Source organism: Brevibacterium metallidurans (assembly GCF_037101285.1).
In the GTDB taxonomy this organism is placed as follows: domain Bacteria; phylum Actinomycetota; class Actinomycetes; order Actinomycetales; family Brevibacteriaceae; genus Brevibacterium; species Brevibacterium metallidurans.
In genome coordinates this window covers 432,713-459,028 of record NZ_BAAAAF010000001.1, presented here as the reverse complement: position 1 = coordinate 459,028, position 26,316 = coordinate 432,713, and the positions used below count along the sequence as shown (strand labels likewise).

The window sequence follows — 26,316 nt, the reverse complement described above, 5'->3', positions numbered from 1 at the left end:
CCAAAGATGCGGGAAGATCGAGGTGAAAATGAACGATCGACGGAGAACCGGGTTGGAAATGACGAATCATTCGGAGCTGATCGCCGATCACCGTACAGCTGAGACCGAACCGCTCGCCGAGGCGGACCTCGCGATCCTCCGTGAGCTCAGTGCCGATGCGCGGATCTCGAACAAGGAGCTCGCCGAGCGCGTGGGCATCGCGCCGTCGACGTGTTCGGGGCGGGTGAGCGCGCTGCGCCGGCGCGGAGTGATCCGGGGCTTCCACGCCGACATCGACTATGAGGCGCTCGGTCTGCGTGTGTTCGGGATGATCTCGGTGCGGATGACCCCGGTTGGCCGGGCCTCGATGTCTGCCGTCATCGACCGGCTGCTCGCGGTGCCCGAGACCCTCGAGATCTTCCAGGTCTCCGGGGAGCGCGACCTCCTCGTCCACATCGCGACGACCGACCCGATCGGGCTCCACACCTACATCGACGACCATCTCGCTGACCAGGCGATCGCGCATACGCAGACGAGTCTCGTCTTCGCCCACCATCGCGGATGACGCGCCCGGGAACGACACACTTTCTGTCCTATGACCCGTGACAGGGCGGGGGCGGGTGCACGACCGGCATCAGCACGGTGAGCCAGGACAATTGCCGAGGGCAGCGAACCAAGGCGTCGACTCAGGCCATTGACGCTGGTTAGCGGGCAGGCGAGGATGAGGATGATCTGCAACGTCACCCCGCACCGCCCCACCTCTGCGAAGGAGCAGCCATGTCCCAGATCTTCGTCAACCTTCCGACCCTCGACCTCGAGCAGGCGAAGGCGTTCTACTCCGCCCTCGGCACCCAGATCGTCCCCGAGTTCTCCGATGAGAACGCCGCGTGCGTGAAGTGGGACGACTCGATCTTCTTCATGATCCTCACGAAGGAGTACCTGCAGACCTTCACCGACAAGCCGATCGCCGACCCGCATTCGACCGCGCAGGTGATGACGGCGCTCAGCCGCGACTCCCGCGAAGATGTCGATGCGATGCGCACGACGATCCTCGAATCCGGTGGCGGGGAGAACCGTCCGCCCCAGGATCACGGGTTCATGTACGCGATCAGCATGACCGATCCGGACGGCAACATCCTCGAGTTCATGTGGATGGATCCGACCGCCGCCGAGGTGGGTCCGGAGGCGTTCCTCGAAGCCGAGGGGTGAACGCGGCGCCGACTCACCCGGCGTGGGCGGCGATGACCTCGAGCACCTCGGCGCCGTAGCGGTCGAGTTTCTTCAGCCCCACCCCGCTGACCTCGCCCAGCTGGGCGATCGTCCTCGGCTTGGCGTCGACGATGCCGTAGATCGTGGCGTCCGGGAACACGACGTAGGCCGGCACGGACTGCTCCTTGGCCTGGGTCGCCCGCCACGCACGCAGCGCTTCGAACAGCGCGGAGTCCGCGGGGTCGAGCGCAACCTCGGCACCGCCTCGGCGCTTGGATGCGCTGCGACCGCCACCGGAGCGTCTGACCGGGTCGATGCGCATTGAGACCTCGGCCTCTCCGCGCAGCACAGGGTCGGCGGCGGGGCCGAGGACGAGCACGCCGTAGTCGCCGTGGGATTCGAGGAGTCCGCGAGCCAGGCTCTGGCGGATGACGGCCTTCCACTCGGTCTCCGAGAGCTCCGCGCCGACGCCCCACACGCTGAGTTGGTCGTGGTTCGACGCGCGGGAGCGGTCGTTGTCGTTGCCGCGCAGGACGTCGATGACCTGGCCGGAGCCGAAGCGCTGCCCACGTTCGCGGTCGAGGCGGATGACGGTCGAGAGCAGCTTCTGCACGGCCACCGTCGCATCCCAGGTCGCCGGCGGGGTGAGGCACGTGTCGCAGTTGCCGCACGGGGCGGAGTCCTCGTCGAAGTAGCGCAGGAGCTGGACGCGGCGGCAGTCGACGGTTTCGCACAGGGCGAGCATCGAGTCGAGGTGGGACATCACCCGGCGTTTGTGCGCCTGGTCGCCTTCGCCGGATTCGATGAGGCGGCGTTGGGAGACGACGTCGCCGAGGCCGTAGACCATCCACGCGTCCGCGGGCAGTCCGTCGCGGCCGGCGCGACCCGTCTCCTGGTAGTAGCCTTCGACGCTGCGGGGCAGGTCGAGGTGGGCGACGAAGCGGACGTCGGGTTTGTCGATGCCCATGCCGAAGGCGATCGTCGCGACCATGACGATGCCGTCCTCGCGGAGGAAGCGGGCCTGATGCTCGGCGCGCACCTCGGCGGGGAGGCCGGCGTGGTACGGCAGGGCAGGGATGCCGCGGGCCACGAGCGCCTCGGCGAGCTGTTCGACGCTGCGCCGGGACAGGCAGTAGACGATTCCGGAGTCACCGGGGTGCTCGGTGGTGATGAAGGTGAGCAGCTGCGACCGGGCGGAGGCCTTCGGTTCGATCCGGTACGTGATGTTGGGGCGGTCGAAGCTTGCGACGAAGTGCTCGGCGCTCTGGAGGTGGAGGCGCTCGGTGAGCTCGGCATGCGTGGCCGGGGTCGCGGTCGCGGTCAGGGCGATGCGGGGGACCGTGGGGAACCGTTCGGCGAGCACCCCGAGGCCGAGGTAGTCGCTGCGGAAGTCATGACCCCACTGGGAGACGCAGTGGGCTTCGTCGATCGCGAAGAGCGAGATGTCGGCACGCTCGAGCAACTGCATGGTCCGGGGGAGGACGAGCCGTTCGGGGGCGAGGTAGAGGAGGTCGAGTTCGCCGTCGAGGAGCCGCCGTTCGACCTCCTGGGCCTCGTCAAGGTCGAGGGTCGAGTTGAGGTAGGCGGCCGACACGCCGAGGTTGTCCAACGCGGCCACCTGATCGGCCATGAGCGCGATGAGCGGGGAGATGACGACGCCGGTGCCGTTCCGGACGAGACTGGGGATCTGGTAGCACAGCGATTTGCCGCCGCCGGTGGGCATGAGGACGACGGCGTCCCCACCCGTGATCAGCCGGTCGACGATCGCCGCCTGCTGGCCGCGGAACTCCTCGTATCCGAAGACATCGTGGAGGACGTCGAGGGCGGAGGTCGTGGCTGCGGCGGTCATGCCGACCAGCCTAGTGGAGGACGCTGACACGCGTACTCAGGTGGGCGCGTGCTCGGCGTGGGCGGTGAGTTCAGCGGATCCCGGAAACCGGGCGCGTGTCATCGGTCGTTTGTCAGCCATTCCATGAATCTGGTCTCGGTTCCGATGCTCCACTCCGGAATGCCGCCACTTGATACGAACTCAGACCAGAAGTGGAGTGCTTCCGCGTCGGTGATGATCCTCCGATGGTGCGCGAAGTACAGCAGCTGCCAGGAGGAAACGCAACGTATCGGAGACGCTATGCGCTTTGCGTGCTTGTCGTCTGTCGCGATGAAAGCCTTGAGCCGCCGGGCGGAGATTATCGCGATGATCTCGGCTTCACCAAGGTGCTCGTCCGGGTGTTCACCAGGCGCGGCGAATTGATCACGCAGCTGCCGAATCTTCCGATGTTCGTCATCGTCGGGAAAGAGCGGCTCTCCGAGAACCAGAGTGGCTTCCGCGGTCAGTCCGGGCAGATTGAGGCTGGACTCCAGCCGTGCACACTCACGAGCGACCGTCGCGCTCCACAGCATCCTCTCACCGAGCATCGAGTCCAACGCCTTGAGCAGGCTCGCGCGGTGGAAGTTGACCAGGACAGACGTGTCATGCAGAACCAGATTGGATTGATCGGTCATCGCGTTTCAGCCGAGAAGATCGGCCAAGTCGGCGGTGTCCGTCGGACCAGTCGATGGAGGCTCTTCGACTTCAAGCGCCTCGCTTGCTACTCCGAGCATCCACGCCAGGGTGTCCTTGTGCAGAGTGCCTTGGGCAATGCGGGCGAGATGTCCCTCTATCCAGGACTGAGGGAAGCGGCGGGCGCTGGCTTCCGTCATACGCTCGGTGATGGGGTCATCAGCACCCCAGATCCAGTGATGCCGTAGAGCTCGCTGAGTATTCTTCAGCAGCAGAGCCTGAACCGATCCGGATACCGGCCGGTCCAGGTTCTCCAGTCGATTCCGCATTGCTTCGGTGGAAACCCCGTACGCCCAGATCAGTTCCGCCATCGCCGATTCGACCACGGATTCATCGACGTCGATCAGAGCGGTCGCCGGCAGGAGGAGCTCCGCGGCGAACTCATTTGCCGCAGCCTCGGCGGCATCGACAACGGCAGACCCCGGCACGATACCCGAATGTCCGAGGCAGAGATGGCCGAGCTCGTGTGCCAAGCTCCAGTTCTCGTAGAACCAGTTTCCCGTGGAGCGGATGACAATCACTGGGCGTCCGTCAGCCATGAAGCTGTAGGCGGTGGAGATATCCTCGATCCGGATGACATTGATACCGAGAGCATCAAGCCTGTTGATGAAATCCCGGGCGAAGTCCTGGCCGAGCAGGTTGGCCATTTCATCGGGCGTGCGCGGCAACTCGGGTGGAGAGGTGTGAAGGTCGGCTTGGCGAAGGGCCAAGACGACGCCGTTGATGACGGTGCGGTCGGCTTCTGCGCCATCGGCAGATCGCCGGCGGGTATCTGGATCGAAGGCGTGCCTCGCCGATACGGTGAGAGTGTGCGGGTCGGCTTCGCCAGTGATGAGGTAATGCAGGTCGGCGTCGAGATGGCGGGCGATCGCGGCGAGTTCCGAGGCGCTGAAACCTCGTTGTCCATTGAGCGCACGAGAGAGGGCGTCGGTGGTCATGCCGACCGCCGACGCGACATCTTTCTGCAGTGATCCGTTGCTGAGAATGGCAGCACGAACCCTGGCCCCAATCGTGTCCATGATCTCATTCTATCCTCCGATTGGTAATTTCCCAATCAGAGAACACGTGGCGCATAGCTGTACCCTGAACCCGACGGACATTCGCGACACGAGGAGAGCACGGTGGAACCGAACAGACGCACGATGATCACCTCGGCGGGAGTCGTCGGCACCGTCGCAGCCGTCGGACTCACCTCGGCGTGCGGAAGCGACAGCGGACAGTCCGGAGCGGGCTCGTCGGAGTCGGCACCGGCGGACGCGACGGTCAAGGCGAGCGACGTCCCTGTCGGTTCGGGCACCGTCATCGACGAGGCGTACGTCGTCACCCAGCCGAAGGAGGGCGAGTTCTACGCCTTCTCCTCGGTGTGCACGCATCAGGGATGCCAGGTGCGCACGGTGACCGAGGACAAGATCACGTGCCCGTGCCATTCCTCGCAGTTCTCCACGACGACCGGCGAGGTGCTCGGCGGTCCGGCCACCGAGCCGCTGCCGAAGTACTCGGTCGCCGAATCGGGCGGGACGCTGACGATCTCGGGAAAGTAGGCGACTTCGTTGGCCCCTGGGGAGTCAGAGGCCTCTCAGCGGCAGGGGAGACCCACCCCAACGGTCAGCGCGGATTCCTCGGGTCATCATCGGGTTGCGCCCGACTGTCCTCCGGCCCGGGCTGTCCGTCGCCTGAGCCGCCTGCTCCGCCGCGGGATCCGTTCGCGCGGGGCAGTGCCCAGGCGACCGCGAGTCCCAGGGCGAAGCCGATCATCGCGAAGGGGACCATCTGGAGCGGCCCCCAGATGAGAAGGCCCACGACGCCTCCGATGACCATGCCGATGACGGCGACAGTCCACACTCGTCGGTCCAGCCGAAGCGGTTCTCTGCGATTCATCATCTCTCCTCAACTCTGCCTGCAGGGCGGTCGCCCGGCAGGATCTGTCGTCATTGACAGACGCGTGGTTGACCGAAACGTCGTTGACAGACTCACTGTTCTCATCCCAGACTCACTGTTCTCACCCCAGAAGCAGCCCCGGGACGGTGAGGGCGCTGGTGACGAGCAGGAGGATCGCCGACCAGATGGCGAGGCGGACCGTTGCCGCCCGTGGCGCCGCTCCTCGTGACGGCAGGTCCGGCCAGGCCACAGCTGCCCGATAGGCGGCGGCGACGCTGACGGCGCAGGCGGCCAGCCATACCCAGACGAACCAGTCTCCCCAACCGCCGAACGGCGCGATGAGGCGGACGACGAGGAGGATCGCGAGCGCGCCGACGAGCCTGGTGAACATCTGTATGCGCGAGCTCGGGTGACGCGTGGCGCCGATCGCGGTCCGCACACCGATCGCGAGGACCACGGCAGCGGTGAGCTGGGCGACGAATTCCGGGTTCATCGGACTCCTCCATCCGTTGGGGCCACAGCCGCTGAATCCGCTGCCGGCCCCGCCGACCCGGCCGCGGCCGTCCCTGCCTTCTCCGAGATCAGCGAGATCGCCCCGTCCACCGAGTTCGCGGAGTCGGAGAGGACGACGATCCCCGTCCGGTTCGCCCGGTCGAACCCGAGGAACGATCGGTAGCCGCCGGTGCCCCCGTTGTGCCACGTGACGTTCGGAATCCGGTTCGTCGTCGTCATCCACGCCCACCCGATCCGGTCGGATTCGTCGAACGTCGCTCTCGGCTCGCTCGCCGCCGCACCCGGAGCGGTGCCGTCCATCGTCGCCCGCAACCAGATCGTCATGTCCCTCGGAGTCGACCGGATCGCCCCGGCCGGTGCCGAAGCCCCCAAAGTCCACGGTGCCGCCGGCAGACCCGACGACGTCATCCCATGTGAGAGCCCTTCCGTCGAGGTGGGCACGACAGTCTCGTCCATCCCCAACGGCTGCGTGATCCGCTCCCGGACGAGGTCGGCATAGCTCGTGCCCGTCACCTCGGCGAGCGCCTGCCCGAGGACCGCGAACCCGAAGTTCGAGTACTCCGGCTTCTTGTCGCTGACATCGGCCTCACCGAGGGCGCGGACGAGATCGTCGACATCACCCCGATACGGATCCGTGTGCACATAGCCGGCAAGAATGGAGGCGATGCCATCGCCGAGGCTGGGCGGCGGCTGCTGTCGGGGCAGTCCCGAACGCTGCATCGCCAGATCTGCCAACCTCACCTCAGCGACCGCGCCTCCCAATTGAGGCCAGACCTCGCCGAGGCGGGTCGACTCGGTGACCTCGCCCCTTTCGAGGGCATCGGCGAAGAGGGCGGCGGTGAAGGTCTTCGTGATCGACCCGATCTCGAACTCCGTGTCCTCGTCCGCCCCTGTCCCGGCCGAGGAGACCGTGTCCCCGTCGACCCTGACGACGGCCACATGGTTCCAGTGGCTGCTGCCGAGCGCCTCGGCCGTGGCCTCCATGAGCGCCGCATCCCCGGTCACCTCGCCCTGGAATCCGCGGGGAAGCGGGGTGATGAGGAGGAGTCCGATCGCGGTGAGCGCGGCGATCATGCCAGCTGCCCAGACTCGCCGAGGCGGCCGCCGGGGTTCGTCTTCGATGGTGCCGGGTTCCTGGTCACTGCGGATGGTCATTGCGACTCCTCGGTGATGCGGTCACGATCCGGAAGGGCAGGGTCGAGGGGTGGTCGGATAGGCGGGGTCGGGGACGGGTGGTCAGTGGGTGCCGATGAGGATGAGCGTGAGCAGGGGGATGACCTTCTGAGCGGGCACACGCCAGTGTCCGCGCGGAATGTTCTCGAGCCATCCGGCGGAGGCGAGGGCCTTGAGATGGTGGTAGACCTGCCCCGTCGTGCCGAAGCGGTCATCGGCGCTGAGCTCGGCGACGGTGGTCGTCCCCTCATAGATCGCCTGCAGGAGGGCGAGCCTGACGGGATGGCTGAACGCCGCGAGCGCCCCGGCGGCCGCGGCGAAATCGATCTCGCTCAGCGCCTCGGCGCTCAGCCCCATCTGCCACGACACGGGCGATTCGGCGCCGGGAGGCGTGATGTGACCGGTGTACGTGACCCCACCTTCCGGTCCGAGGCGGTCGACGAGTCCGTTGAGCGCCCAGAACACGTCGTCGGATGCCGGGGAGGAAGAGGTGTCATCCGGCGAGGAAGCGTCATCCGCTGGCGATGAGTCGACGGCGGGGCCTGCGGGCAGGGCCGCTCCGGCCGGCACGGCGGTGAGGTGTTTCGGGGACGTCTGCCGTGAGGCGGGAGTCTGCTGAGACGCAGATGTCTGCGCCGCGGCTTCGAGTTCGCCGACGCGGCGTTCGAGCTGCGCGAAACGATCCTCGAGCGATGCGGGCGAAGCTGCGAGCTGAGTCTCGGTCGACGGTGAGTCCATATCCTAACCATACACAAAGTACGTAATTACGTAAAGACTGAAAAAGCGTCGGGCTGGGACTCGGCCGGATGTCGGTTCTAGACTGGTCGGGTGATGAGTACTGAAGAATCGCGCACCGAACCCACGCTGTCGGCGGAGAAGAACCTCACCGACGCGAGCGTCATGGGCGCGCCGATGATCGTCCGGGGCGTCCTCGGCGTCCTCTTCGGCTTCGCCACGGTGTTCTGGCCGCGCGACGCCGTCGACCCGACCCAGCTGTCCCTCGGGGTCGGCGTCGTCGACCTGCTCTGCATGGTCTACCTCGGTCTGCTCGCCCTCGTCCTCGTCTACCAGGCGCTGCGCTCACCTGTCTCGGTGCGCACCGCGGTCTTCGGGCAGGCGATCGTCACCGTGCCCGCGATCGTCTTCCTCGCCATCGCCGACACCCCCGCCGAGCTCCGGGCCGCGCTGAGCATCTGGGCGATCCTCACCGGACTCATCGAACTGTGGAACTACCGCAAGCTCGTCCACCACCCGATGGCCACGGACTTCCTCATCTCCGCCGTCGTCCACGTCCTCCTCGGCATCATCCTCCTCGCCGGAGACAGCCTCGAGGCACTCGCGATCGCCGGCTTCACCGGAGCCGCAGCGCTCATCGCCGGAGTGATCTTCATCATCGGCGGCTACTCGCGCATCAGCAAGGCCAGGCAGGCCCGACGGGCCGAGAGATCGGCCGACGACGAGGCACCCGAAGCCGAGTGACCCGGGCGCCGCTTCGACCGTCCGAACCACAGCACCCCGCCAGCCCAGCAGCACCGCACCACCACCGACCGCCACCCGACCTCCGACAGATACCCGAGGTGAGATGAGCACCGTCGAACACGATTACACCGATGTGTCCCCGCTGACTCCGATCTCCGCGTCCGTCTCCTCGTCGGGCCTCCTCGGCGATCTCGCGGAAGCCAGCCGAGCCCTGCCCGACGACCTGTTCCGGCGCCTCTTCGAGGTCTCACGCTCACCGTCCCTGCTCATCGCCACCGACTACGACGGGACGATCGCGCCCATCGTCGACAACCCCGCCGAGGCGTACCCGCTCGAGTCCTCGGTCGACTCGCTGCGCGCGCTCGCCCTCCTGCCGTCCACCTCGGCGGGGGTGATCTCCGGACGCAGCCTGCGCGACCTCGCAGCGATGTCGCGCCTGCCCCGCGAAGTCCACCTCTTCGGCTCCCACGGAGGCGAGACCGACACCGACGTCCACCGCGCACTCGACGCGAGCCAGCGGGCGACCCTCGAGGACTTCCGGCGCGACCTCGTCGACACGCTGCCCGCCGACGTCACCGAGCACAAGACCGCCGGTGCCGCCGTCCACCTGCGCGGACTCGACGAGGAGGCCCGGCAGGCCGTCGAGGACGGGATCGCCGCCCTCATCGAGGCGCACGCGGTCTTCCCGACCCGCGGCAAGCAGGTCGTCGACCTCTCCGTCGTCCCCTCCTCGAAGGCGGAGGCGCTGAAGAACCTCCGCGCCCGCACCGGCGCCGAGGTTGTCGTCTTCATCGGTGACGACCATTCGGACGAGAGCGCGATGGAGACGCTCGGGCCCCTCGACCTCGGGCTCAAGGTCGGCGACGACGAGACCCACGCGGACTTCCGCCTCCCCAGCCCGGACGCGGTCTCCGTCGTCCTCGCGGCGATCTACGAGCTGCGCAAATCGTGGCTGTTCGGCCGAGAGGCCACCCCCATCGACCGGCACAGCCTGCTCGGCAACGGCCAGTCGACGGCACTCGTCGACCCGCACGGGTCGATCTGCTGGATGCCGCACCCGCTGCCGCACTCGTCCTCGATGTTCTCCGAGATCCTCGGCACCGCGGCCGCCGGCTACTTCGCGGTCAACGCCGCCTCCGGCGTCGCTCCGCTCACCCAGCGCTACCTCACGCACTCGACCCTGCTCGAGACCCGGTGGCCCGGCCTGAGCTGCATCGACTACCTCGCACCCGTCGACGGGGCCAGCGACGACACGATCGTCGTCCGCGTCCTCACCGGTGATGCCCCCGCCCGGATCCGCTTCGCCCCGCGCCTCGACTATGCGACGGTGCCCACCCGCATGGCCCCCGTCCGTGACGGCGTGCGGGTCCTCGGGACCTCGGAGCCGATCATGCTCATCGCCCCCGGCGTCGACTTCGAGATCGTCGAGGCCGGCCAGTCCCAGACCGCCGAGGCGACGGTCGTGCCCGCCGAGTTCCCCGGCGGAGCGGTCGTCCTCGTCCTCGCGTGCGGTTCCGGCACCGGCGACGCCCGGTACATCGCCGAAGGCGGTGAGCAGCGGGTGCGCGACCAGGCGCTGCGGTTCTGGACGAACTGGACGTCGACGCTGTCGATCCCGAGCCACCACCGCGAAGAGGTCATCCGGTCGGCGATCACGCTGCGGGCCCTGTGCCACGAGCCGACCGGCGGCATCCTCGCCGCCCCGACGACGTCCCTGCCCGAAGGCATCGGCGGCGTGCGCAACTGGGACTACCGCTACACGTGGCTGCGCGACGGATCGATGACGGCTCGTGCCCTCCTCGCCCTCGGCTCTCCGGCCGAGGCGGAGGGCTTCCTGTCCTGGCTGACCGGGATCCTCGACCATACCGTCGCTCCCGAGCAGCTCCATCCGCTCTACGCCGTCGACGGTTCCGCCCTGACCACCGAGGCGGTGCTCGCGCATCTGCCCGGATACGCCGGGTCCCGGCCGGTGCGGGTGGGCAACGCCGCAGAGCACCAGGTCCAGCTCGACGTCTTCGGACCGGTCACCGAGCTCCTCGACGAGCTCACCGAGCACCTCGGCGAGCTTCCGGAGGCCTATTGGACACTGACGACGCAGATGGTCGAAGCCGTGAGCAAGCGGTGGTTCGAAGCCGATCACGGCATCTGGGAGGCCAGGCGGGCACCCAAGCACAACGTCTACACGCGCGTGATGTGCTGGGTGACGGTCGATCGGGCGCTGCGGATCGCGGAGCGCTTCGACAAGCAGCCGCCGGGTGCGTGGCGGCAGCTGCGGGAGGAGATCAAGAGCGACATCCTCACCCACGGCTACAACGAGGAGGTCGGGGCCTTCACCGTCGCCTACGGTGAGACCGACCTCGACTCCGCGTGCCTGTTCGTCGGGCTCAGCGGTCTGCTCGAACCCGACGATCCGCGATTCATCTCCACCGTCGATGCGATCGAGCGGGAGCTGCGCGTGGGGCCGACGGTCTTCCGCTACCGGTACGAGGACGGCCTGCCCGGACTCGAGGGCGGGTTCCACATCTGCACGACATGGCTCATCGAGGCGTTCATCAGAGTCGGGCGCATCGACGACGCGTGGGATCTGTTCCGCCAGCTTGACAATCTGCTCGGCCCCACGGGCCTGCTGCCCGAGGAGTACGACCCCGTCGCGGAGATGCACCTGGGCAACCATCCGCAGGCGTACTCGCACCTCGGCTACATCCGCGTCGCGCAGATGCTCGACGCCCACCGCCCGAGCTGAGGGGCCTCATTCGACGACGAGGCTGACCATCTCGGCGATGCACGCCGGGCGGTCCTCGCCCTCGATCTCGATGACGTGGCTGATGATCATCTGCGTGCCCTTGGGGCCGCGGGTGACATCGGTGAGCGTGGCGGTGTCGCGCAGACGGGAACCGACGGGGACCGGCTGCGGGAAGCGGACCTTGTTGAGTCCGTAGTTGATCGTCATCGCCACCCCTTCGACGGCGAAGATCTCCCGTGAGAAGTGCGGGAGGAGCGAGAGCGTGAAGAATCCGTGGGCGATCGTCGTCCCGAACGGACCGGTCGCAGCCCGCTCCTCGTCGAGGTGGATCCACTGGTGGTCGTCGGTGGCGTCGGCGAAAGCGGTGATCGCCGCCTGGTCGATCGTCAGCCACTCCGAGGAGCCGAGCTCGGTGCCGACGGCGGATTCGATCTCGGCGATTCCGGTGAGGGTTCGCATGGGTTCTCCTTCGATCCTGACGGTGCGTGGATTGTCGTGGGGCGTGGGCTGTCGGCGTGTGCGGACTGCCGTCGTGTGCGGTCGTGCCCGGACTGCCGCGTGAGGTCCTTATCGGACATTCGATTGTGCGAGCTGTCACTGCGCACTCTACTGCCGAATCGGATGCGACGGCTACGGTGGTCGTATGACCTCATCGGCGAACCCGCTCCTCACCTGCCCTCATTCGCCGAGGTGGCTCGAGCGTCCCGACGGCTACCGCTGCTTCGAAGCCGCCTACTTCGTCGGTCGGGGTCGAACGACGTTCGAGGCCCGCGCCGAGGAGCTCCTCCACTGGCAGGTCAAGACCCGCAGCGGCTTCGACATCGCCCCGCCCGGACGGGTCGAAGCAGGCCAGGAACCGACGATCCGCGTACGACTCGGCCTTCTCCGACTGCCCGAACCCTCACACGTGCTCGAGGTCGTCGAGACCGAGGATCTCCGCGGCTTCACGTACGGCACGAAGCCCGGCCACCCGATCACCGGGGAGGAGTCGTTCCTCCTCGTCCACCGTCCCGACGATCGTGTCTTCCTCATCCTCCGCTCGGTGTCGCGGGCGGGACTGGGCATCTGGCGCCTCGGCGAGCCGGTCGTCCGGATCGCCCAGGTGATCTATCGACGGCGGTACTCGCGCGCCCTGCGGACGTGACGCATGTGCGTCCCCGCGGCCCCCGCACCCACCTCGGCGGGCGGAGGCAACGGAATCCGTCGGGGCAGAGGACCTCCCCGGTGATACCTTCGAGGCATTCGTCGGCGACGGGCGCCGGCAGCCGCGCCGAAGGAGTCCGCATGAGCGACCTCGTCCCCCAGCGCTCACCCGAGCTGATGAGCGATGACCTCACCGAACTCCACCGTCTCCTCGACGACACCGCGATCGCGCACGTCTCGATCGTTCGCGACGGGCGCCCCTTCGCCTTCGGCACCCTCATCGCCCGTGTCGGCGACACGATCGTCATCCACGGGTCGACCGGCTCACGCTGGATGCGGAGCCTGCTTTCGCAGCCGTGCGCGGTCGCCGTGACGAAGGTCGACGGGGTCGTCGTCGCCCGCAGCGCCTTCGAATCCTCGATGCTCTACCGCAGTGCGCTCATCCTCGGGCAGTTCGCCGAGGTGGTCGGTGACCGGAAGGAGCAGACGCTGAGCCTCCTCACCGATCGTCTCCTTCCCGGCCGGTCGGCCGAGGTCCGGGCATCGACGAAGAAGGAACTCGCCGCGACTCTGCTGCTGGAGATGCCGATCGAGGAATGGTCGCTGCGGATCTCCGATGAGTGGCCCGAGGATCCCGACGACGATGTCGCCGGGGACGCATGGGCAGGGAAGATCCGGTTCACCGAGGTGGACAGCGAACTCGAACCGGCGCCCGATCTGCGCGAAGGCATCGACGTCGCGCGGTCAGTGCGGGCAGCGCAGGAGGCTGCGCGGACGCTCACCTGAGAGCGCGGTCACTTGCCCTTGATCTGATCCCGGGCCGGCACGTACTCCCAGTGCCACGGTTCGTACTTCGACGACTTCGCCCAGTCCGGGTTCTCCCAGCCGTACTTCCCGGCGTTCTTGACCAGCCAGTCCCACGGACCCGACTCGGACTCCGTGCCGCCGCCGAGGTCGAGGGCGATACCCCACCCGTGCATCGAGGTGCCGGGGCGCGCCGAGAGGCCCGGCTTCCGGCCGGCCACGGAGATCTGACCTTCGAGGTTGCGGTAGGAATCGGTGATCGGGATGTTCTTGCCCGTCTCCTTCTTGTACGCGGCGCTCATCTCGGCGAACGAGACCGCGGCGTCGGCACGCAGCTGATGTCCGCCCTGGCCGAGGTCGCACAGCCACTCCTTGGGCAGCTCTCCGTTGCTCGCACCCGATGAGAAGTCCTGCTCGGCAGCGCAGCCGGGCAGCGCGCTCTTCGCGATCGACCGGCTCGCCGCCTCGGCGTTCTGCTGCTTTGCGCTCGGCGCACCCACCTCGACGGACGTCTTCTCGTCCGAGGCGGGGATGTCGGCGTCGACGGATTCGGCGTTGACCTGGCGGGGGCCGGCGTCGGCGGTGGTGTCGACGGTGACCTCGTTGCCGCCGCCTGCGGTGGCGAACATCACCGTGGCCACGGCGGCACCGGCGACGGAGAGGCCGGAGAGCGTGGTCACGGTCGTCGCGCGCTTCCTGCGCACCGAGCGCAGCAGTGCGCCGTCGGATCCGCGCTGCCCCGAGTAGGCGCCCGGTGCCGAGGTGCGGGCCTGTGCGCGTTCGTCCGCCATGGCCTGGCGCCGCGGCGATCCGGCAGCCTTGCGTGCTTCCTCGGCCATCGCGGCACGGCGGGGAGAGAGCTGAGTCGGTGACGACGATGCCGGCGCGGAGGCCGCTGCGGGTGAGAAGGTGTGAGAGGGAGCCGGGGAGGGGGTGTCGGATCGGGTTCCCTGCTGAGGGTTCGCCTGCTGCCTGCGCAGGTCTCTGCGCCGCACGGTTCCCGTGACCTCACCCGTCAATGTCGCTCCATACTGCCTGTGTCGTATCCAAGGTTCGGCCGTCGAGAACCCCCGACGGCCGGCAAACTCAATATTACAGAAGTGTAACGGTACTGTAACGTAATGTCACTTCCGCGTGCTTGAGCGGATCGGGCGCGGTCGTGGGGAACCGTTCTGGCCGCGTCAGTCGACGCCGAGCTGCTGGCGCAGGGCGATGTCCTGAGCCTCTTCGTCGGGGAAGACCACCTCGGTGCGCGCTCCGCCGGTGACCGGGTCGTTGTCGAAGACGAGGCGGATGCCGAGGAGGCGCGCCTGACCTTGGGCGATGACGAGGCCGAGGCCCATGCCGCCGCCCCCGGCGGAGACGAACCGGGTGGGGCCGGTCTCGACGATGTCGGCGGGGTAGCCGGGGCCGGAGTCGGTGATGACGATCGAAGCGGGGGTCGTGGCGAGCCGGATGGGGTCAGCGCCGTGCTTGATCGCGTTGACGAGGAGGTTCGAGACGATGCGCTCGAAGCGGCGGACATCGGTGACGAGTCGTGCGCCGGCAGCCCCGAAGTCCGTGTCGACCTCGTGCCCGGCCAACGCCCCCGAGGCGCTCATCGTCCCGAGCAGGGACCGGATCGCCTGGTCGATGTCGACGCGCGTGAACTCCGGGTTCGCGCGTCCCGCGTCGAGACGGGAGACCTCGAGGAGATCCTCGACGAGGACCTGCATCCGCTGCACCCGGTCCTTGACGAGCTCGGCCGGACGCGAATCCTCCGTGAGCAGACTCGCGGCGTTGACGAGGCCCGTGAGCGGGGTGCGCATCTCATGGGCGAGGTCCGCGGTGAAGCGCTGCTCGGAGTCGATGCGCTCACTCAGCCTCGTCACCGCGGTGTCGACCGCCGAGGCGAACGCCCACACCTCCTGATCCGATTCGTCGACGACGTCGGCGATCCGGATCGAGGTGTCACCGGCGGCGATCTTCCGGGCCGCCTGCGCACCGAGGGTGAGTCGGCGCGAGATGCGACCGGCGACGATCGAACCGACGCCGCCGACGACGAGGGCTGAGCCGATCATGCCGACGAGCAGCGCCTGGTCGATGCGTCCGATGAGTTCACGGCTGTCGGCCGTCGAGGCCCGCACGGAGATCACCTCGGTATACGTGCCGACCTCGATGGGGGCAGCGGCCCACACGATCTCCTCCCCATCGACCTCGGAGCGGATCGTCACACTCTGGCCCTTGAGCGCCTGGGCGCGGGCATCGGCGGGCAGCTGCGGGTCGTCGATGCGGGCGTTGAGGGTGAGCACCCCGGTCTCGGAGAAGATGTTGACCGCGTTCGCGAGCTGGTCGGTCACCGTCGAGCGCATCCGGTCGTCCTCGGCGCGGGCCGCGGACTGCCTGAGGATGATGCTGCACGAGAGCACCGCGATGATCACGGACGCGACGATGAGCAGGGAGATCTTCCAGCGCAGGGACATGGCTCAGCCGGCGAAGCGGTACCCGAAGCCGCGGACGGTCTCGATCATGTTCGCCCCGATCTTCTTCCGCAGCCGCTGGATGTGGACGTCGACGACCCGGGAGTCGCCCGCCCATTCGTAGCCCCACACGGTGAAGGCGATCTTCTCCCGCGAATAGACGTGCTCGGGCTGCTCAGTGAGCAGCAGGAGGACGCGCAGTTCGGTCGGGGTGAGGTGGACCTCCTCACCGTCGACCTCGACGGTGAGCCGACCGGTGTCGAGGACGAGGGAGCCCAGGCGGGTGCGGAAGGGTCCGAGCTCGCTCGCCGGGGCGGCCGCCTCGGCGGTGGGCGAGGATTCGGGACGGGGCGGGATGGACACGTCGGTGGCCGTGCCCGCCGAGGACGTGAACTTGCCCCCGGCGCCGAGGTAGGCGTCATCGGCCAACGCTGTGCGGGAGCGATCGCCGGGAGTCCATGCCGGGACTGGGGCCGAGGACCTCGGGGATGCCGTCGCCGGTGATGACCCCGCCGGGACCGATGACGGTCTCGTGGTCGTCGATGAGGTCGGTCGTCGGCGAGTAGCCGAGGCGGTCGGTGCCGGTGGTGATGAAGCGGCGGACGACGGCGCGGATGCGGGCGTTGAGGACCTGCATGTCGAAGGGCTTGGTGAGGTAGTCGTCGGCGCCGGCTTCGAGCGCCTGGACGATGTCGATGGCGTCGGAGCGGGCGGAGATGATGATGATCGGGATCGCCGAGCGCTCGCGGACGGCGCGGCAGATCGAGGCGCCGTTCATCGTCGGCAGCATGAGGTCGAGGAGGAGCACGTCGGCGCCGTGCGCGGCGACGAACTCGTAGCCTTCGCGGCCGTCGGCGAAGGCGGAGACGGTGTAGTCGAACTGCTCGAGTCCGATCTGCGTCGTCTCCCGGATGACCTCATCATCCTCGACCAGCACAATATGCATTACGACTCCCCATTCAGTCGCGTGAAGCGTTGACCCGGTTCAAACCTACCGTCATGGAGGCGGAATACCTGCACCGACCAGCCGGAAGGGCAGCAGTCCTGGTCGCCGTCGGCGTACATCGCCTCCTGGACGACGACGGTCCCGTTCTTCCCCGGGCTGAGCGTGAGCTGGTTGCCGGTGGCGATGAGCTCGAGCCTCGGCTGCCCGTCCTTCTCGCTGATGACGACCCCGGCGATATCCTCGCTGCGCCGCTTCGGGTTGGCGACGGTGACGACCTGGAACTTCTGGTCACCGCGCGTGAACGGGGCGCCGAACTTCAGGCAGTCCCTGCAGTCGCCGGCGACCTTCGCCGTCTCCGCCGCCCGGCCTGTGACGGCCACACCCGAAGAGTCCTCGATGGTCGTGCGGATCTGTTCGAGGGAGAACGGCGTGTCCTTCGGACCGGCGTCCTCGTTCGACTGACTGAGCATCGTCGGGGAGGCCGTGCTCGCGGGTTCGACCCGCAGGCCCCGATCGGGACCGCACGCCGAGGCGGTGACGAGCAGGGTGAGTGCGCACACGCAGGCCACGAGCGTCCGGAGACCGCCGCTGGTCAGGACGCCTGCTGCCGGGCGGGCAGCGCTCGAGCGCACAGGTGTGGGGAGGGGCACGATGATATTTTCGCGTGTTCTCCTCCATGCGTCCACTTCCGTCGGGGTGCGGGCCGGAGTGGGCGACTCTCAGCTCGAGTCGCTACCCTGGAGGTATGGCACCGTCGAAATCCGCTAAGAAGTCCTCCAGCACCGTCTCCTACAAGGACGCGTTCAAAGTGGGGCTGGTCTGCGGCGTCGCCGTCCTCATCCTCTCGATCGTCGTCACCCGTGCGTGGCAGGACCCGGCGGCCTTCGGCTTCGCGTTCATCTACGCGGGCGTCGCCTTCGTCGCGGTCACCGCGCTCGCCTCGGTGCTCAACTGGGCTCTGCGCAACGACACGCAGAACGACGACCAGTCCTACCCGATCCTCAAGTAGGAGTCCCTAGTTCACGGAGTAGCGTTCTGCGCCCACTCGGCGGTGGAACTGGCTCGCTGATCACCGGTGAGCGTCCGCAGAATCGGTGCCGACCTTCCGCAGATTGCCACGCGCACGAGTGCTCGCGCAGCAGTCCGCACCGTCGCGTCATTCCCGCTCGAGATGCGCGCGGATCTTGGCCTCCAACTGCCTCCGATCGGTGCGGCTCGTGACTCTGAGCACCGTCCAACCCGCCGCGTGCAGTCCCTCGTCCCGATTGATGTCACGAGTCCACTGCTCCTTCGACTCGAAGTGGTGACCGCCTTCGTACTCGAGGGCGAGCCGGGCCCGGCGGTAACCCAGATCGGGTTCGACGACTCGGCCGAGAAGCGGACAGAACACCTGCGGATGGACTTCGGGTTCCGGCAGTCCACGCCGCAGGGCCCAGAGCCGGAGTCCCGTCTCCTGGGGAGAATCGACCGTTTCGCGGATGAGGGCGCACGCCTCCTGCGTCGTCGCCCTTGCTCGCAGGTAGCGACGTTGGGCGATGTCGTCGCGCAGCTCGGCCAGGGAACACAGGGGCGGCCCGTGCCATCCGCCGACGATGGCATCACCGAGGGCGATGAGTGCATCACGGGAAAGCAGCAGGGCCAGTTCGACGAAGATGTCGGTCGGTGACTGCAGGGGCAGGTCGAGCCAGACGACCGACCTCAGCCTCCGCGGCCGATGGAACGCGATGGCCGGATGCCTCAGCTTCGTCGCGGGATTCGTCGACGCGACGTGGAGCGCTGTGAACGTGCGATCTCGGGGGAGCGGCAGACCGAAGAGTCGAGCCGCAGTGAGACCGAATCCGACCGCGGTGGGACACAGCGCCAGCACAGCGCGCAGCCTCAGCGCCTCGTCCATCCATGCGTCGTCGGCCCAGGTCGGCGTCAGCAGCGGCACCGGAGCGGATTCGTCGATGCGGACGCCTCGGTAGAGCGCCCGGCGGTGACGGTCGGTCTTCAGCGCATGGGAGGTCACTCCCCTCTCCGGTGCGTCGGCGGTGCGGAAGACCGACGAATGATCACGGTATTCGAGGCGGAGGTCCATGCCGCCGACTGTCGTCGACCTCGTGGCCGAAGGGAAGGGCGGGTTCGTCGCCTGTGGGCAGCGGTTGAGCATGCACAGGCTCTGGGCGCACGAGTCGGTGCCGCTGTGGAACCCAGCGATGTCGGTCGGGCAGTCCCGCTTCCTCGGGTGGGTGTCCTCGTCCTTCATTGACGTGCCCGTCGAGATCGACGCATTCGCCGAGGTGACCGCGGACTCACGCGGCGGCTGTCCACAGGGTTCTGCGGTCGAGTGCGGCAGCTCAGGGTGGGGGCGTACTCGTTGACGGCGCCCCGCCTCGGCGAGCGAGGACGGCCCACGATGCCAGACCCGCAAGGAGGAGGAGTCCGGCGAGGGCTGCGAACGTCGGGGCGTCGGTCTGGGCGACCGACTGGCCGCGGATCGCCTGCACCGTCGTGATGACGACGAGGCCGAACCAGAAGAGCGCGAAGACCCGGACGAGCCCCACCCGTGTGCCGGCTGGACGCAGCCTGGGCCACCGCCTGCCGAGCAGGAGGAGCCCGAGGGCGAAGAGCGGCACGGCCTGGAGGGCGTGGAGGCCGACGAAGTGCGGGACGCGGATGTCTCCGGACTCGGTGTTCCACCCGGTGATCGGCATCGTCGGACCGCCGTCGGGGGCACCGACGCTGTGGGCACCGGCGAGGCCCTGCGCCTCGGCGGCGTCCATGTCGACGACCTCGAGCTCGCCGACGGCCATGAGGAAGGCGATCGCCATGCCGATGAGACCGATCGCCGTTCCCCAGCGGATGCCGGCGGCGAAGCCGCGATCGGGCAGGCGGCGGAAGGCGAGGACGATCGCGAGGACGAGGTTGGTCAGCCAGACTGCCGTGATGAGTCCGCCCATGCTGTAGTACATGGTCGCGTCGAAGACGGTGCGGACGTTGAAGTGGCTCATCTGCCCGCGGATGATCTGGACGACGATGAAGACGAGTTCGATGGTGATGCCGACGGCGATGATCGTCCCCAGCGTCCGGACGAACCGGCTGCGAGCGGGCAGGTAGTCGAGCATCCATGCGATCGTCAGCGTGTAGATCGTGATCGAGACGCCGAACTTCGCAGCCTTGTGCCAGATGGGCACTCCGACGAGGGTGCGGTCGTCGACGAAGTACCCGATGGTCGCCACGACGGCGATGAGAGCGGAGAACGCCGCGGCGATGATCAGCGGACGGTGGAGGCGCAGCAGCGCGGAGGTCAGCGACGAGAGACTCGGTCCCGTTCCGGTCGGGTCGCCGCCCTGATCCGGCGATGCCCCGGTTCTCGGCCGATCCGGGGTCCTATCGCCGCCGTTGGCAGATAGTCCGCTATCCATACAATGGATAGTAGGCTATCTGGAAATGGGGCGCAAGAGCCCGACGGAGATTCTCACGGAGATGCTGACGGAGTTCCGGTGTTTCGGTGTTTCAGCAGTTCGGCAGGTCGGAGACGAGGGGGTGAGCGGAGACGATGCGGATATCGGAGTTGAGCGCTCGCAGTGGTGTGCCGATCCCGCGCATCAAGTACTACATCCGCGAAGGACTCGTGGCGCGGGCGAGCACGACCGAGGACACCCCCGGCGGCTACGGTGAGGACCACCTCCACCGTGTGCGCCTGATCCGCGCGATGGTGACGATCGGCGGGATGTCGATCGCGGCGGCGCGAGCGGTCCTGGCCGAACTCGACTCCCCGACACCGCAGGTGCCGGAGGCGCTCGGCCAGGCGATGCTCGGGATCAACGACCGCCCCGAGGCGGGGGAGACGGAGAACCGGGCGCGCGCCTCGGCGATCGTCGACGACCTCATCGCCGACCGACGGTGGAACCTCGCCGAGGACGAACCGGCCAGGGACGCCCTGCTCACGGCCGTGGAGACGATGATCGAAACGGGGCACGCGGAGATGCTCGGTCACCTCGAGGTCTACGCCGAGGCGGCCGACCGGATCGCCGACGCCGACATGGCCAGCCTCGCAGCGGCGGATTCCCCCGCGGCGATCGTCGAGAAGTCCGTGGTGGGGACCGTGCTCGGCGAGATCTTCATCGACAGCATGCGCCGACTCGCGCACTCCGATCGGGCCAGGCGCCGGTACTGGCCGGGCGAGGGCGACGCGGACTGACCTCGGTGCGGTCGGCGCCCCGGGCGACGGCGAGGAGTGCGGAACGTTTCGGGTGATTGTGCGGACTGCCCCGGGTGATGTGGTTGCGATTCTCACCCGGAAGTGGGCGCAGACTGTGCGGTCTGCCCGGAAGTGGGCGCGGACTGCGCCACGGCACGCGAACGGCGCCCACGGTTCGTGCCGTGGGCGCCGTTCGCGCAGATGCTGTTCGGTCCGACGCACCCCTTCCCGGGCTGCCGTGCCTCTACTTGAACCGCAGCAGCCGGAGGCTGTTGAGGACGACGAACACCGAGGAGAACGCCATCGCGGCCCCGGCGATCATCGGGCTGAGCAGGCCTGCCGCAGCCACCGGGATCGCCGCCGTGTTGTACGCGAACGCCCAGAACAGGTTGCCCTTGATGAGCCCGAGCGTCTTCCGGGAGAGCCGGATCGCCTGCGGGATCTGCCGCGGATCCGACCGGACCATCGTGATGTCCGAGGCCGCCATCGCCGCATCCGTGCCCGAGCCCATCGCGATCCCGAGATCGGCACCGGCCAGGGCTGCGGCATCGTTGATGCCGTCACCGACCATCGCGACCGACCGGCCCGCATTCTGCAGCTCGGTGACCACGGCGATCTTGCCCTCGGGGCGGACGTCCGCCCGGACCTCGGTGATCCCGACGGCGCTCGCGACCGCCTCGGCGGCTGAGGCGTTGTCCCCGGTGAGCAGCACCGTGGACAGCCCGAGATCGTGGAGTTCGGAGATCGCCGAGGCGGCCCCGTCCCTGATCTCGTCCGCGACGAAGGTCAGCCCGCGGAAGTCTCCGTCGACGGCGAGGGCGACGATCGTCGCACCGGCCGGCACCGCGGATGGGTCGATGTCGACCGTGATGCCGCGTTCGCGGAGCAGATCCGGCCTGCCCGCGAGGACCGCGGATCCGTCGATGCGGGCTTCGAGCCCACCACCGGGGATGGCTCGGAAGTCCTCGACCCTCGCCGAGGCGGTCTCCTCAGTCGCGCCGCTCCCGGCGGTTCCGCCCCCGGCAGTCACGCCGCCGGAGGCCGTGCTCCCAGGCACCGCGCTGCCGCCGACCGGGCTCCCGGCGCTGCGCGCGGCCTGGGCCTCGACGATCGCCCGGGCCACCGGGTGTTCGCTGCCGTGCTCGAGCCGAGCGAGGAGCGCGAAGTCGTTCTCACTCAGCTGTGTGCCGGTCAAGGTCATCACGCCCGTGGTCAGTGTGCCCGTCTTGTCGAGGACGACCGTGTCGATCGACCGCGTCGACTCGAGGGCCTCGGGCCCGGAGACGAGGATGCCCAGCTGTGAACCGCGTCCCGACGAGACGGCGAGTGCCGTCGGGGTCGCGAGTCCCAGCGCACACGGGCAGGCGATGATGAGGACGGTGAGTGCCGCATGGAGGCCCATCGCCCAATCACCGGTGACGAGCCCCCAGGTCAGCAGCGTGAGCGCGCTGATGACGAAGACGATGGGGACGAAGATCGCGGAGATCCGATCGGCCAGGCGCTGCACCGCGGGTTTGCCGAGCTGCGCACGGCTGACGAGATCGGCCATCGCCGCCAGGGTCGTATCGGATCCCACGCGCTCGGCGCGGACCTCGAGGACACCGGAGGTGTTGATCGTCGCGCCGGTCACCGTGTCGCCGACGCCGACCTCGACCGGGGCGGATTCGCCGGTGAGCATCGCCTCGTCGATGGCCGAATGTCCGGCGACGATGACGCCGTCGGTGGCGATCTTCTCACCCGGGCGCACCAGGAAGACATCGCCGACGGCAAGCTCGTCGATCGGCACCTCGACCTCGACCCGGGTCCCAGCGGACCCGGCAGCTCCGGAGCTCCCACCGGCCCCCGCCTCCCTGAGCACGGTCGCCGACTTCGCGCCGAGGTCGAGGAGTTCGCGCAGGGCCGCGGTCGCGCGGTTCTTCGCGCGATCCTCGGTGAGCTTGCCGATGAGGAGGAACACCGTGATCGCCGCGGCCGCTTCGAACCACACGTGGTACGTGCCGGGGATTGCCCAGCCGTAGCCGTCGACGACGGCGCGGATGAGGGTCGCGTACGAGTAGCCGCTGGCGACGATGATGCCGACGCTGACCAGCGTGTCCATCGTCGTCGACCGGCCACGGGCCGCCTTGAGGGCGGCCGAGTGGAACGGCCACGCACCCCAGGTGACGACGGGCAGGGCGAGGATGCCCACCACCCACTGCCAGCCCGGGAAGTGCCAGCTCATGACCATCGAGATCGCGACGATCGGCACGGCGAGGATGAGCGAGCCGATGAAGCGCGGGCGCAGATGCCGGGGATCGTAGTCGACGATCTCCGGTCCCGACGAGGCGGCCTTCCGGACCGTGGCCCCGTACCCTGCCTTCGCGACGGCCCCCGTGATGTCATCGTCGCTGAGACCCGAGTCGATGACGACGTGGGCCGAGTTCAGCGGCAGATTCACCTCGGCGCTCACCCCGTCGAGACGGGAGAGCTTCTTCTCGATCCGAGCCGAGCACGATGCGCAGGTCATTCCCGTGATGTCGAGATCAACCTCGCGCGACATCACCTGACCTCGTAGCCTGCTTCGTCGACGGCGGCGCGCACATCTGCTGCGTCGAGGGCATCCGCCGAGGTGATCGTCACCGGCGAATCCCCGCCGGCGTTGAGATCGACCGTGACCTCGGAGACCCCGGGCAGCGCCCCGATCTCCTCTTTGACGGAGGCGACGCAGTGGCCGCAGGTCATTCCCGAAACGGTGATGGTGGTGGTCGTCATGTCTCCTGCTTTCTTCGCACGTGCCCGCCGACCGGTCGGTCGGCGGGGTCGCAGCGGCGTGTCACGAGTGCGCGATCCGCGGGGGCGCCGGACTGCGAACATGGGGCCGGTGTCCTGGCGGATCGGGTCAGCTCTTGATGAGCCTGGCGATGGCGGCTGAAGCCTCCTCGATCTTCTTGCGCGCTTCGTCCTCGCCGGCGGCGGAGGCGTCGACGACGCAGTGAGCGATGTGCTCTTCGAGGAGATTGATGGAGACCGCATGCAGTGCGGCTGTGGCGGCCGAAACCTGGGTGAGGATGTCGATGCAGTACTTGTCGTCGTCGATCATCTTCGCGATCCCGCGGACCTGTCCTTCGATCCGCTTCATCCGGCGTGCCAGAGCGTCTTTCTGCGGGGTGTATCCATGATGCTCAGTCATGACGTGACTATATACCCCCATAGGGTATGAATCAACCGTCTGCGGCCGTCTGTGCGATGCGTCTCATTCTCGCACTTTCGCCGCATCCGTGCTCGTACACTCGAGACATGCGTGCTGCCAGACTGTTCCGCTTCCCCGTCAAGGGGTTCCCAGCAGAGGAGATCGCCGAGGCGGTCGTCGACTCAGAGCGCGGGATCCGGGGTGACCGTGTCGCCGCGTTCACGAACGGCAGCCTCAACGTGCCCGCCGACCGCTGGCACCGCTACTCCGCCTTCACCGTCCTCAAGAACAACCCTGACCTGCAGAGATGGCAGGTCGCAACAATGCCCGCCGAGGAGGTCGCGGGGTCCCGCGCGGACGTCGTCCAGGTCCGCGGGGGGAGCGCCGAGGAGGTCGCCGGGTCGACGATCACGCTGACGGCGCCGTCGGGGGCATCGACGACGTTCGGCACGCACGACGACCGGTCGCGGACCGCCTCGGCGGAGTTCCTCTCGGCGAACATACCCCCACAGGGTGTCCACCCGCGGGGGATCGTCGTCGCCGGACAGGGGATGTTCGACTCCCGCGAATCGGGGATCTCACTCATCAACCCGGCCACGGTCGCAGCGATCGGCGAGACCGACGAAGGCCGCGCGGCCCTCGGGGAGTCCGATGAGCTCGACCCGCTGCGGTTCCGCGGCAACATCCTCCTCGACGGTCTCGCACCGTTCGCGGAGTTCGGGCTCATCGGCCGGATCGTGCGCATCGGCGGCGTGCGGCTGGCGATCAGCCAGGCGATCGAACGCTGCCCGGCGACGACCGTCAACCCGGTGACCACTGAGGTCGACGTCAACGTCCCCCGCATCCTCGCCTCCGGGTGCGGGCACCTCCACTGCGGGGTCTACGGTCGGATCCTCGAATCCGGGACGATCACCGCCGGTGACGAGATCGTCGTCGAGGGCGCGGCGCCGCGGGAACTCGTCCGCACGGCCCGGACCCCGCGCTTCATGAGTGTGGTCAGCTCCCGGCAGATCTGCAACGACACCGTGGAGATCTCGCTGCGCGACGAACTCGGCTGGATCCGCGAGTTCGACGAACCCGGGACGAACCTGCGCGTCCACCTCGACCTCGGGGCGCCGTTCTGGCGGACGTATACGATCACCGACGTCACCGACGACGTCGTCTCCATCGCCGTGCGCACGCAGGGGAAGGGATCGCATGCGGTCGCGAGCCTGCCGGCCGGTGAACGCGTGCTCGCGTCAGGACCGCATGGGACGATGACGGCGGATCGGGTCTTCGGCGGCACGACGGCGCTCATCACCGCGGGCATCGGGATCACCCCGAGCCTCGGACTGCTGCGCGAGGCTGCCCGGCGACCGGTCGCGGTCGGGGCCGACGGGCCGGCAGCGGCCGAGGTCGGGTCTGCGGCCGGTGGTGCCGCACGGGACCCGCTGGGCAGAACCGAGCCCTCGGCCGAGCGGATCCGCCTGCTCCACGTCGACCGGGACCAGCGCACGGCGTGCCTGTGGAACCGGCTCGTCGACCGGGCGCAGGGCACGGGGCTGCCCGTGGAGACCGAGCACCGCGACACCGCCGTCGACGGCCGACCCGGCCATGACGAGCTCGTCGCCACCCTGACCGGCTGCGACAACGTCATGGTCTGCGGGCCCGCCGAGTTCACCCGTGCCGTTATCGCCGCGGCCGAGGAGGCCGGAGTCCCCGGCGTCCACCAGGAGACCTTCGCCTCCCCGCACACCGGGATGAGCGAAGCGATCGCCGAATGCGCACCCGCCGAGGTGACCCTGGCCGAATCCGGCACGACCTTCCTCTGGGAACCCGAACAGGGCACCCTGCTCGACGCGCTCGAGGCCCGCGGGGTCAACGCCGAGAGCTCGTGCCGCGGCGGTTCGTGCGGGACGTGCTCGATCGCGCTCTCAGCCGGATCCGTGCTCTACCCCGTCCAACCGGCGGCCCGGGTGCCCGCGGACCATGTGCTCGCGTGCTCGGCAGTCCCGGCCGGACCGATCAGCCTCGCCCTCTGAGGGACAGGGCCGTGCCCGTCGAGGCACCGGTGCCCGCTGAGCCGAGGCTGCGCG

At 68.3% G+C, this 26,316-nt stretch carries 28 protein-coding genes; 10 read left to right on the top strand and 18 right to left on the bottom strand.

Annotation, left to right across the window (positions count from 1 at the left end; translation table 11 throughout):
• Positions 1–58: 58 nt before the first annotated feature.
• Together AACX88_RS01990 and AACX88_RS01985 are read left to right on the top strand one after the other, a co-directional pair.
• A complete protein-coding gene (locus AACX88_RS01990) occupies positions 59–544 on the top strand; it encodes an Lrp/AsnC family transcriptional regulator (protein WP_339391421.1) in 486 nt (161 codons plus the stop codon).
• Positions 545–756: 212 nt separating this feature from the next.
• The gene (locus AACX88_RS01985) at positions 757–1,188 is read left to right on the top strand and encodes a VOC family protein (RefSeq protein WP_339391420.1); all 432 of its coding nucleotides are present in this window, start codon (positions 757–759) and stop codon (positions 1,186–1,188) included.
• Positions 1,189–1,201: 13 nt separating this feature from the next.
• On the opposite strand, the gene recQ is transcribed toward AACX88_RS01985, so the two are convergent.
• The 3 genes from recQ to AACX88_RS01970 form a co-directional block, all read right to left on the bottom strand.
• Positions 1,202–3,037, bottom strand: a complete 1,836-nt coding sequence (gene recQ / locus AACX88_RS01980; protein ID WP_339391419.1) for a DNA helicase RecQ — start codon at positions 3,035–3,037, stop codon at positions 1,202–1,204.
• A gap of 98 nt (positions 3,038–3,135) precedes the next feature.
• Complete coding sequence (locus AACX88_RS01975) at positions 3,136–3,690, bottom strand: hypothetical protein (protein WP_339391418.1); 555 nt, start codon at positions 3,688–3,690, stop codon at positions 3,136–3,138.
• Positions 3,691–3,696: 6 nt separating this feature from the next.
• The gene (locus tag AACX88_RS01970) at positions 3,697–4,767 is read right to left on the bottom strand and encodes a helix-turn-helix domain-containing protein (RefSeq protein WP_339391417.1); all 1,071 of its coding nucleotides are present in this window, start codon (positions 4,765–4,767) and stop codon (positions 3,697–3,699) included.
• Between the two features lie 102 nt (positions 4,768–4,869).
• Here AACX88_RS01970 and AACX88_RS01965 point away from each other — a divergent pair, with 102 nt between their 5' ends.
• The gene (locus tag AACX88_RS01965; protein ID WP_339391416.1) at positions 4,870–5,289 is read left to right on the top strand and encodes a Rieske (2Fe-2S) protein; all 420 of its coding nucleotides are present in this window, start codon (positions 4,870–4,872) and stop codon (positions 5,287–5,289) included.
• A gap of 64 nt (positions 5,290–5,353) precedes the next feature.
• Here AACX88_RS01965 and AACX88_RS01960 read toward each other — a convergent pair whose 3' ends face one another.
• The 4 genes from AACX88_RS01960 to AACX88_RS01945 all read right to left on the bottom strand — a co-directional run bounded on the left by AACX88_RS01960 (position 5,354) and on the right by AACX88_RS01945 (position 8,050).
• Entirely contained in the window at positions 5,354–5,629 is a 276-nt protein-coding gene (locus tag AACX88_RS01960) for a hypothetical protein (RefSeq protein ID WP_339391415.1), read from the bottom strand.
• Between the two features lie 118 nt (positions 5,630–5,747).
• Positions 5,748–6,119, bottom strand: coding sequence for a hypothetical protein (locus tag AACX88_RS01955; RefSeq protein ID WP_339391414.1), 372 nt, complete (start codon positions 6,117–6,119; stop codon positions 5,748–5,750).
• Positions 6,116–7,294 (bottom strand): serine hydrolase domain-containing protein, encoded by a 1,179-nt coding sequence (locus AACX88_RS01950; protein WP_339391413.1) that lies wholly within the window; start codon positions 7,292–7,294, stop codon positions 6,116–6,118. The genes AACX88_RS01955 and AACX88_RS01950 overlap by 4 nt, the downstream gene beginning before the upstream one ends.
• Before the next feature lie 81 nt (positions 7,295–7,375).
• Entirely contained in the window at positions 7,376–8,050 is a 675-nt protein-coding gene (locus AACX88_RS01945) for an ArsR/SmtB family transcription factor (protein ID WP_339391412.1), read from the bottom strand.
• Between the two features lie 93 nt (positions 8,051–8,143).
• On the opposite strand from AACX88_RS01945, the gene AACX88_RS01940 reads away from it, so the two are divergent.
• A complete protein-coding gene (locus AACX88_RS01940) occupies positions 8,144–8,791 on the top strand; it encodes an HdeD family acid-resistance protein (protein ID WP_339391411.1) in 648 nt (215 codons plus the stop codon).
• Positions 8,792–8,894: 103 nt separating this feature from the next.
• Positions 8,895–11,534, top strand: coding sequence for a trehalose-phosphatase (otsB, locus tag AACX88_RS01935; RefSeq protein ID WP_339391410.1), 2,640 nt, complete (start codon positions 8,895–8,897; stop codon positions 11,532–11,534).
• A 6-nt stretch (positions 11,535–11,540) separates the two neighbouring features.
• On the opposite strand, the gene AACX88_RS01930 is transcribed toward otsB, so the two are convergent.
• A complete protein-coding gene (locus tag AACX88_RS01930; RefSeq protein ID WP_339391408.1) occupies positions 11,541–11,993 on the bottom strand; it encodes a MaoC family dehydratase in 453 nt (150 codons plus the stop codon).
• A 184-nt stretch (positions 11,994–12,177) separates the two neighbouring features.
• Here AACX88_RS01930 and AACX88_RS01925 point away from each other — a divergent pair, with 184 nt between their 5' ends.
• Positions 12,178–12,678, top strand: a complete 501-nt coding sequence (locus AACX88_RS01925) for a DUF1990 family protein (RefSeq protein WP_339391407.1) — start codon at positions 12,178–12,180, stop codon at positions 12,676–12,678.
• A 140-nt stretch (positions 12,679–12,818) separates the two neighbouring features.
• Complete coding sequence (locus tag AACX88_RS01920) at positions 12,819–13,463, top strand: pyridoxamine 5'-phosphate oxidase family protein (protein ID WP_339391406.1); 645 nt, start codon at positions 12,819–12,821, stop codon at positions 13,461–13,463.
• An 8-nt stretch (positions 13,464–13,471) separates the two neighbouring features.
• Here the strand turns inward: AACX88_RS01920 and AACX88_RS01915 are convergent, their stop codons facing one another.
• The 5 genes from AACX88_RS01915 to AACX88_RS01895 all read right to left on the bottom strand — a co-directional run bounded on the left by AACX88_RS01915 (position 13,472) and on the right by AACX88_RS01895 (position 17,536).
• The gene (locus tag AACX88_RS01915; RefSeq protein WP_339391405.1) at positions 13,472–14,320 is read right to left on the bottom strand and encodes a M15 family metallopeptidase; all 849 of its coding nucleotides are present in this window, start codon (positions 14,318–14,320) and stop codon (positions 13,472–13,474) included.
• Between the two features lie 342 nt (positions 14,321–14,662).
• Complete coding sequence (locus AACX88_RS01910; protein ID WP_339391404.1) at positions 14,663–15,943, bottom strand: sensor histidine kinase; 1,281 nt, start codon at positions 15,941–15,943, stop codon at positions 14,663–14,665.
• Positions 15,944–15,946: 3 nt separating this feature from the next.
• Positions 15,947–16,369, bottom strand: a complete 423-nt coding sequence (locus AACX88_RS01905; RefSeq protein WP_339391403.1) for a winged helix-turn-helix domain-containing protein — start codon at positions 16,367–16,369, stop codon at positions 15,947–15,949.
• Positions 16,359–16,886: a response regulator transcription factor gene (locus AACX88_RS01900; RefSeq protein WP_339391402.1), complete on the bottom strand. Its 528-nt coding sequence runs from the start codon at positions 16,884–16,886 to the stop codon at positions 16,359–16,361. Before AACX88_RS01900 ends, AACX88_RS01905 begins: the two co-directional genes overlap by 11 nt.
• Positions 16,886–17,536 (bottom strand): hypothetical protein, encoded by a 651-nt coding sequence (locus AACX88_RS01895; RefSeq protein ID WP_339391401.1) that lies wholly within the window; start codon positions 17,534–17,536, stop codon positions 16,886–16,888. The genes AACX88_RS01900 and AACX88_RS01895 overlap by 1 nt, the downstream gene beginning before the upstream one ends.
• 95 nt (positions 17,537–17,631) lie before the next feature.
• On the opposite strand from AACX88_RS01895, the gene AACX88_RS01890 reads away from it, so the two are divergent.
• On the top strand, positions 17,632–17,895 hold the full coding sequence (locus AACX88_RS01890; protein ID WP_339391400.1) for a hypothetical protein: 264 nt from the start codon (positions 17,632–17,634) through the stop codon (positions 17,893–17,895).
• A 147-nt stretch (positions 17,896–18,042) separates the two neighbouring features.
• On the opposite strand, the gene AACX88_RS01885 is transcribed toward AACX88_RS01890, so the two are convergent.
• Together AACX88_RS01885 and AACX88_RS01880 are read right to left on the bottom strand one after the other, a co-directional pair.
• Positions 18,043–19,134, bottom strand: coding sequence for an endonuclease domain-containing protein (locus AACX88_RS01885; protein WP_339391399.1), 1,092 nt, complete (start codon positions 19,132–19,134; stop codon positions 18,043–18,045).
• Between the two features lie 91 nt (positions 19,135–19,225).
• Complete coding sequence (locus AACX88_RS01880; RefSeq protein ID WP_339391398.1) at positions 19,226–20,293, bottom strand: hypothetical protein; 1,068 nt, start codon at positions 20,291–20,293, stop codon at positions 19,226–19,228.
• A gap of 134 nt (positions 20,294–20,427) precedes the next feature.
• Between AACX88_RS01880 and AACX88_RS01875 the strand changes: the two genes are divergently transcribed.
• Entirely contained in the window at positions 20,428–21,072 is a 645-nt protein-coding gene (locus tag AACX88_RS01875; protein ID WP_339391397.1) for a MerR family transcriptional regulator, read from the top strand.
• A gap of 244 nt (positions 21,073–21,316) precedes the next feature.
• Here AACX88_RS01875 and AACX88_RS01870 read toward each other — a convergent pair whose 3' ends face one another.
• From AACX88_RS01870 to AACX88_RS01860, 3 genes are all read right to left on the bottom strand, one after another.
• On the bottom strand, positions 21,317–23,611 hold the full coding sequence (locus AACX88_RS01870; RefSeq protein ID WP_339391396.1) for a heavy metal translocating P-type ATPase: 2,295 nt from the start codon (positions 23,609–23,611) through the stop codon (positions 21,317–21,319).
• Complete coding sequence (locus AACX88_RS01865; RefSeq protein ID WP_339391395.1) at positions 23,611–23,823, bottom strand: heavy-metal-associated domain-containing protein; 213 nt, start codon at positions 23,821–23,823, stop codon at positions 23,611–23,613. Before AACX88_RS01865 ends, AACX88_RS01870 begins: the two co-directional genes overlap by 1 nt.
• A gap of 127 nt (positions 23,824–23,950) precedes the next feature.
• Entirely contained in the window at positions 23,951–24,241 is a 291-nt protein-coding gene (locus AACX88_RS01860; protein WP_339391394.1) for a metal-sensitive transcriptional regulator, read from the bottom strand.
• Between the two features lie 107 nt (positions 24,242–24,348).
• Between AACX88_RS01860 and AACX88_RS01855 the strand changes: the two genes are divergently transcribed.
• A complete protein-coding gene (locus AACX88_RS01855; RefSeq protein ID WP_339391393.1) occupies positions 24,349–26,262 on the top strand; it encodes an MOSC domain-containing protein in 1,914 nt (637 codons plus the stop codon).
• Positions 26,263–26,316: the final 54 nt, after the last annotated feature.

Excerpts from the sequence above, each read along its gene's own strand:
- AACX88_RS01955 (WP_339391414.1), bottom strand. The coding sequence starts at position 6,119 with ATGAACCCGGAATTCGTCGCCCAGCTCACCGCTGCCGTGGTCCTCGCG.
- AACX88_RS01920 (WP_339391406.1), top strand. The coding sequence starts at position 12,819 with ATGAGCGACCTCGTCCCCCAGCGCTCACCCGAGCTGATGAGCGATGAC.
- AACX88_RS01945 (WP_339391412.1), bottom strand. The coding sequence starts at position 8,050 with ATGGACTCACCGTCGACCGAGACTCAGCTCGCAGCTTCGCCCGCATCG.
- AACX88_RS01930 (WP_339391408.1), bottom strand. The coding sequence starts at position 11,993 with ATGCGAACCCTCACCGGAATCGCCGAGATCGAATCCGCCGTCGGCACC.
- AACX88_RS01885 (WP_339391399.1), bottom strand. The coding sequence starts at position 19,134 with ATGAAGGACGAGGACACCCACCCGAGGAAGCGGGACTGCCCGACCGAC.
- AACX88_RS01915 (WP_339391405.1), bottom strand. The coding sequence starts at position 14,320 with ATGGCCGAGGAAGCACGCAAGGCTGCCGGATCGCCGCGGCGCCAGGCC.
- AACX88_RS01865 (WP_339391395.1), bottom strand. The coding sequence starts at position 23,823 with ATGACGACCACCACCATCACCGTTTCGGGAATGACCTGCGGCCACTGC.
- AACX88_RS01940 (WP_339391411.1), top strand. The coding sequence starts at position 8,144 with ATGAGTACTGAAGAATCGCGCACCGAACCCACGCTGTCGGCGGAGAAG.
- AACX88_RS01880 (WP_339391398.1), bottom strand. The coding sequence starts at position 20,293 with ATGGATAGCGGACTATCTGCCAACGGCGGCGATAGGACCCCGGATCGG.
- AACX88_RS01970 (WP_339391417.1), bottom strand. The coding sequence starts at position 4,767 with ATGGACACGATTGGGGCCAGGGTTCGTGCTGCCATTCTCAGCAACGGA.
- AACX88_RS01875 (WP_339391397.1), top strand. The coding sequence starts at position 20,428 with ATGCGGATATCGGAGTTGAGCGCTCGCAGTGGTGTGCCGATCCCGCGC.
- AACX88_RS01925 (WP_339391407.1), top strand. The coding sequence starts at position 12,178 with ATGACCTCATCGGCGAACCCGCTCCTCACCTGCCCTCATTCGCCGAGG.
- AACX88_RS01985 (WP_339391420.1), top strand. The coding sequence starts at position 757 with ATGTCCCAGATCTTCGTCAACCTTCCGACCCTCGACCTCGAGCAGGCG.
- AACX88_RS01975 (WP_339391418.1), bottom strand. The coding sequence starts at position 3,690 with ATGACCGATCAATCCAATCTGGTTCTGCATGACACGTCTGTCCTGGTC.
- AACX88_RS01855 (WP_339391393.1), top strand. The coding sequence starts at position 24,349 with ATGCGTGCTGCCAGACTGTTCCGCTTCCCCGTCAAGGGGTTCCCAGCA.
- otsB (WP_339391410.1), top strand. The coding sequence starts at position 8,895 with ATGAGCACCGTCGAACACGATTACACCGATGTGTCCCCGCTGACTCCG.
- recQ (WP_339391419.1), bottom strand. The coding sequence starts at position 3,037 with ATGACCGCCGCAGCCACGACCTCCGCCCTCGACGTCCTCCACGATGTC.
- AACX88_RS01890 (WP_339391400.1), top strand. The coding sequence starts at position 17,632 with ATGGCACCGTCGAAATCCGCTAAGAAGTCCTCCAGCACCGTCTCCTAC.
- AACX88_RS01870 (WP_339391396.1), bottom strand. The coding sequence starts at position 23,611 with ATGTCGCGCGAGGTTGATCTCGACATCACGGGAATGACCTGCGCATCG.
- AACX88_RS01910 (WP_339391404.1), bottom strand. The coding sequence starts at position 15,943 with ATGTCCCTGCGCTGGAAGATCTCCCTGCTCATCGTCGCGTCCGTGATC.
- AACX88_RS01860 (WP_339391394.1), bottom strand. The coding sequence starts at position 24,241 with ATGACTGAGCATCATGGATACACCCCGCAGAAAGACGCTCTGGCACGC.
- AACX88_RS01960 (WP_339391415.1), bottom strand. The coding sequence starts at position 5,629 with ATGATGAATCGCAGAGAACCGCTTCGGCTGGACCGACGAGTGTGGACT.
- AACX88_RS01990 (WP_339391421.1), top strand. The coding sequence starts at position 59 with ATGACGAATCATTCGGAGCTGATCGCCGATCACCGTACAGCTGAGACC.
- AACX88_RS01900 (WP_339391402.1), bottom strand. The coding sequence starts at position 16,886 with ATGCATATTGTGCTGGTCGAGGATGATGAGGTCATCCGGGAGACGACG.
- AACX88_RS01950 (WP_339391413.1), bottom strand. The coding sequence starts at position 7,294 with ATGACCATCCGCAGTGACCAGGAACCCGGCACCATCGAAGACGAACCC.